This window comes from Okeania sp. SIO3B5, from assembly GCF_010692555.1.
GTDB lineage: Bacteria > Cyanobacteriota > Cyanobacteriia > Cyanobacteriales > Microcoleaceae > Okeania.
Genome location: NZ_JAAHHG010000718.1, coordinates 1 through 4133 on the forward strand (window position 1 = coordinate 1; position 4133 = coordinate 4133).

General features: G+C 39.5%; 3 protein-coding genes and 1 pseudogene. 2 read left to right on the plus strand and 2 right to left on the minus strand.

What is annotated here, in order from left to right; all coding sequences use genetic code 11:
* Nucleotides 1-219: 219 nt before the first annotated feature.
* Nucleotides 220-318: pseudogene (locus tag F6K54_RS41450) on the minus strand (IS630 family transposase); the annotation flags it as partial.
* 214 nt (nucleotides 319-532) lie between these two features.
* Complete coding sequence (locus F6K54_RS41455) at nucleotides 533-1117, minus strand: pentapeptide repeat-containing protein (RefSeq protein WP_293090321.1); 585 nt, start codon at nucleotides 1115-1117, stop codon at nucleotides 533-535.
* A gap of 527 nt (nucleotides 1118-1644) precedes the next feature.
* Here F6K54_RS41455 and trpB point away from each other — a divergent pair.
* Both trpB and F6K54_RS41465 read left to right on the plus strand, forming a co-directional pair.
* On the plus strand, nucleotides 1645-2874 hold the full coding sequence (trpB, locus tag F6K54_RS41460; RefSeq protein WP_293090322.1) for a tryptophan synthase subunit beta: 1230 nt from the start codon (nucleotides 1645-1647) through the stop codon (nucleotides 2872-2874).
* A 646-nt stretch (nucleotides 2875-3520) separates the two neighbouring features.
* Nucleotides 3521-4027: a CAP domain-containing protein gene (locus F6K54_RS41465; RefSeq protein WP_293090323.1), complete on the plus strand. Its 507-nt coding sequence runs from the start codon at nucleotides 3521-3523 to the stop codon at nucleotides 4025-4027.
* Nucleotides 4028-4133: the final 106 nt, after the last annotated feature.

Genomic DNA, 4133 nt, shown 5'->3' on the forward strand with positions numbered 1-4133 from the left:
TCCGGCCTAAAGGCACGGAGATTCCTACTGAGCCGTAGCTCTTCGGCGGGTTGACGCTTCTTAGGCTGCTGCTACTTTGACAGTAGTCTTATGCTTGCCTCCACGTCCGTTTAGAGTTTCCGAGTGCCCCCCGGCAACTGTTAGTACTGTAGCATATATTCAATCTACTTGCTTTTAAAAAGTCGCCCGCTTATGGGCGAGGCTTTAAACCCAATTTTTCGGTAAATATTCAATTTCACAATTCACTGATTCTATTAATTCTCTAATTTTGGGGGATTTATGAAAACTTGCATTGTTTAATATTACTAATTGTCCTGTATCTCCTAATTTTTGCTTCGACTGCTATAACAGTAATAAACAATCTTTCCCCAATCTCGTAGGGACGTTGCATGCAACGTCCCTACATTGCGTTTAATTAATATTAAATCATGTCCGCATAAGAGCGTGATCAAAAACTTTCTCCTTTCCCTTCTGTTTCTTCTTCTTTCTTCCCTCCTGACTCTTAACTCCTGTCTCCTGTCTCCTACCCCTACTACCTAGTTGCGAACAATCTACTCGCGTGAGGTTCCCCAGGCAAATCTTCAACAATTGCACCTTGCTGTTGCAACTCTTTCTTCATCTCTGCAGATAGTCCAATACCAAGAGAAAATCGAGTCTCCTTCACATTAACCCCATTCATCTCGGTATTCTTGAGGTCGGCACCACTTAAATTAGCACTACTCAAATTTGTATCAATTAAAATTGCTTTCTGTAAATTAGCGCGACTCATATCAGCATAACTGAGATTAGCATAACTCAAAATTGCCCCACTCAAGTCAGCAGCACTCAAATCTGCCCCACTCAAATCTGCCCCACTCAAATCTGCACGAGTCAGGTTCGCCCCACTCAGATTTGCCCCACTTAGATTTGCACAATACAAATTAGCACCAATCAAAGTGGCATTGTATAGATTAACGCCAATTAAATTTGCTCTAAATAGATTAGCCCGGAATAAGTTAGCACGAAACAAACTCGCACCAGCTAAATTCACATTACTAAGCTCGGATCGAAATAAATCAATATCCCGAAAATTTCTTTCTCCGGAGGCATAACGTGCTAAAAATTCTTCAATTTTCATAATTTTCTCTTAAAATTTTCTTGATGTTTTCATCTAAAACTTTTTAGATGCGTTTCTCTTCTTTTGTAAATCTTAAAGACATAAAGACAAGAAACTTATATTTAATTATCTTGAACTGTTTTAAAAGTGTTAGGTGATTTTTATAACAATATGTTACAAAAGTTATATTTGCTTGATATATGCCAATAAAAGTTAAAATTTTATTAAAAAAGTTGACTGATACAAATACAAGAATTTATGTACATCTAAGTTGCACTTTTTCTGATTTTAAATCAACCTCTATATAGCAATCCTATATCATTAATAAAAAATCAAAAAATAGATCGAAAATCTGAAACTATAATTCTTTCCCCCTACTCCCTCTTTAATCAAATTAATTATCGTACATAAATCATCAATTATTTTCCCCTACTCTGTACGGACGTTGCATGCAACGTCCCTACTCCCTACTCCCTCTTTTGTAATATTAAGAATTTACCGAAAAGCGTATTTATAATAAAAAATATTCTATTTTGGAGAAAAAATTAGTGACTACTACACCTCTAAATCCTACTTCAACTCAACAACCAGATACCCTTGGCCGATTTGGCCAATTTGGCGGTAAATATGTCCCTGAAACATTAATGCCTGCCCTATTTGAGCTAGAAGCAGCCTACAAAAAATATAGTCAAGAACCCGCTTTCCAAAAAGAACTCCAACAACTTCTGCGAGACTATGTAGGTCGCCCTAGTCCTCTTTATTTTGCCGAACGTCTCACAACTCATTATGCCAAACCTGATGGCACTGGCCCACAAATTTACCTCAAACGGGAAGACCTCAACCACACTGGCGCCCACAAAATCAATAATGCTTTAGCTCAAGCTCTATTAGCCCTGAAAATGGGTAAAAAACGTGTTATTGCCGAAACAGGTGCTGGTCAACATGGTGTCGCCACTGCCACAGTTTGCGCTCGGTTTGGATTAGAATGTATCATCTATATGGGCGTTCACGATATGGAGCGTCAATCTCTCAATGTATTCAGAATGCGACTAATGGGAGCTGAGGTACGACCAGTGGAAGCTGGCACCGGCACCCTGAAAGATGCAACATCAGAAGCTATTCGAGACTGGGTAACAAACGTGGAGACTACCCACTATATTCTCGGTTCCGTTGCGGGACCTCACCCATACCCGATGATGGTACGAGACTTTCATGCTGTTATCGGTCAAGAAACCCGCAGTCAATGTTTGGAAAAGTGGGGCGGTTTGCCTGACATTTTGATTGCTTGCGTTGGTGGTGGTTCTAATGCAATGGGTTTATTCCATGAGTTTGTGAATGAGTCGTCAGTCCGAATGATCGGTGTAGAAGCTGGTGGTGAGGGAGTTGATACCAATAAACACGCTGCTACTCTGACTCTTGGCCGTGTTGGTGTGTTGCATGGAGCTATGAGTTATTTGTTACAGGATCAGGAAGGTCAGATAATAGAGCCGCATTCTATTAGTGCAGGTTTAGATTATCCTGGAGTTGGCCCCGAACATAGTTTTTTGAAGGATAGCGGTAGAGCTGAATATTATAGTGTGACTGATAATGAGGCAGTAGCTGCTTTTCAACGTTTGTCTCAGTTGGAGGGTATTATTCCAGCACTGGAAACTGCTCATGCGATCGCTTATTTGGAAACTCTTTGTCCACAGTTAAGCGGTAGTCCGCGTATTGTGTTTAATTGTTCTGGACGTGGGGATAAAGATGTGCAGACAGTGGCGAAGTTTTTAGAGGGTTAATTACAGCGGATTTCAGTTTGTGAGGTTAAACCTACGCGAGCAAGATGCTTCCTCGCGAGCAAGATGCTCGGACTGGGAAGATTTAATTCAGGACTTACGCAAAAAACAAAATCATACACCATCTGTAGGGGCGAATGGCATTTGCCCTTACCAGGTATTCCTTTGTTCTCGATTTTTGTGACGAGAATAGTGGGAGCATCTTGCTCCCGTACCAGTAATCTATTTTGCTCCTGTACCAAATATTCCTTTTTGTGGATTCCACTTTGGTGAGGTACAACCACGCGAGCAGGATGCTCGCACTGATAAGATTTAATTATTAATATCTGTACTTCATATACTTGGGATTTGCTGTAATTTGGATGGTAAGTAGGTAGGTGAAAAAATTTATAAGTACGTCATTGCGAGTGGAGCGGAGCGGAAGGAAGCAATCTCAAGGGTTTTAACTGCTTTAACATTTCGTTATATAGTGATGTTTATTCACGCCTACCTACTTAGTGCATTGTAATGGTGGTGTATTGTCATTATTTTTGTAATAAGAACAGTGGGAGCATCTTGCTCCCGTAACAGGTATTCCTTTGTAGCCGTAGAATTAATAAAAGAAAGTGGAGTTTAAAGAAGTTGCACATAGCAGAGAGTAGATTAACGAATGAATCATAAATATTTAAAACAAACTTTCTGGAGTCTGGCAATATTGTTGAGTAGTTGTAATTATCAACAAGTCATTAAAAATTTGCCAGAAATGCCAGAAATTCAAAATTCCAGACAAACTCCTATCTCTAGACCAAATGTAGCAGTTTCACCAAATATTAATCAGTTGGAAAAATCTGTATTTGCCCAAATAAATCAATATCGACAATCTAAAAAGTTACCACCTCTCCAGTGGGATAATACTATTGCTCAACAATCTAGAATTCATGCTCAACAAATGGCTAATGGACAAACAACTTTTAGCCATGATGGTTTTAAGGAAAGAGTACAAGTAATTAGTCAAAAAATTTCTTACAGAGGTGCTGCTGAAAACATAGCTAGTAATATGGGTTATAGTAATCCTGGAGAACAAGCTGTTGTCGGTTGGATTAATAGTTCTGGTCATCATAAAAATATGGTAGGTAACTATAATTTAAGTGGTATTGTGCGACTCGTTGGCCACTAAACCAGGAAACTGGGTATAAATGGCCGTTCCAAGTCAATACATGAGGACAACCTCGACTTGTGAATAACTCTTATTACCTTGGTGGTGAAATTCCATCCGCCTTGTT